1 pseudogene is annotated in these 617 nt (G+C 43.1%); it reads right to left on the reverse strand.

Going from position 1 to position 617, the window contains the following annotated elements:
• A pseudogene (locus ABZ720_RS17425) lies at positions 1 to 617 on the reverse strand (hypothetical protein); the annotation flags it as partial.

Below are 617 nucleotides of genomic sequence, written 5' to 3' on the forward strand. Positions count from 1 at the left end.
GTTGTTGCAGTTTTTTTAATTGCTCCCGCTGAGGTCGTTAAATAGGTTTCGTTTTCACTTACCAGCGGTAATCCATTAGTAAGCATATTATCAAAAGACTGGGTAAATACAGTAATCGCATTTCCGGTTTTAGTATCATCTGATTTATCGGCATTTTTTAAGGTAGCATAAGCATTATTATCCTGTAGTAAATTTCCTGTTTGATGGCTATTAAATTTAGCCCCTGCTGCGACTTCTGTCCCAATTGCGATTGCTCCCGCACCTACTGCTTTCGCCTTATAACCATAAGCCATTGAGCCAGCATTTGAGGCTTCAGTTTTATTACCAATGGCAACGGAATCTTTAGCAAAGGTTCGAGATTCTTCCCCGATCGCCGTTCCACCTACGGCGTCTTTAGCAACAAAAGAACGTAACCCCATTGCGGTGGATCTATCTGCCAATGCAAAGGCTAACGAACCCACTGCGGTGGACATTTCCCCCGCGGCAATGGTGCGGGAACCTAGAGCAATTGCCCCTAATTTCCCTGCATAAGTAGGTGAAGCAGTTGGGGTATTGACATATTTTCCTTTAAAATCGCTAAATTTATAAAATGCCTCCGGTTTATTAGGGTCTCGAGT

The sequence above is a fragment of the Aquibaculum sediminis genome, from assembly GCF_040712085.1.
GTDB lineage: Bacteria > Pseudomonadota > Alphaproteobacteria > Kiloniellales > DSM-21159 > Aquibaculum > Aquibaculum sediminis.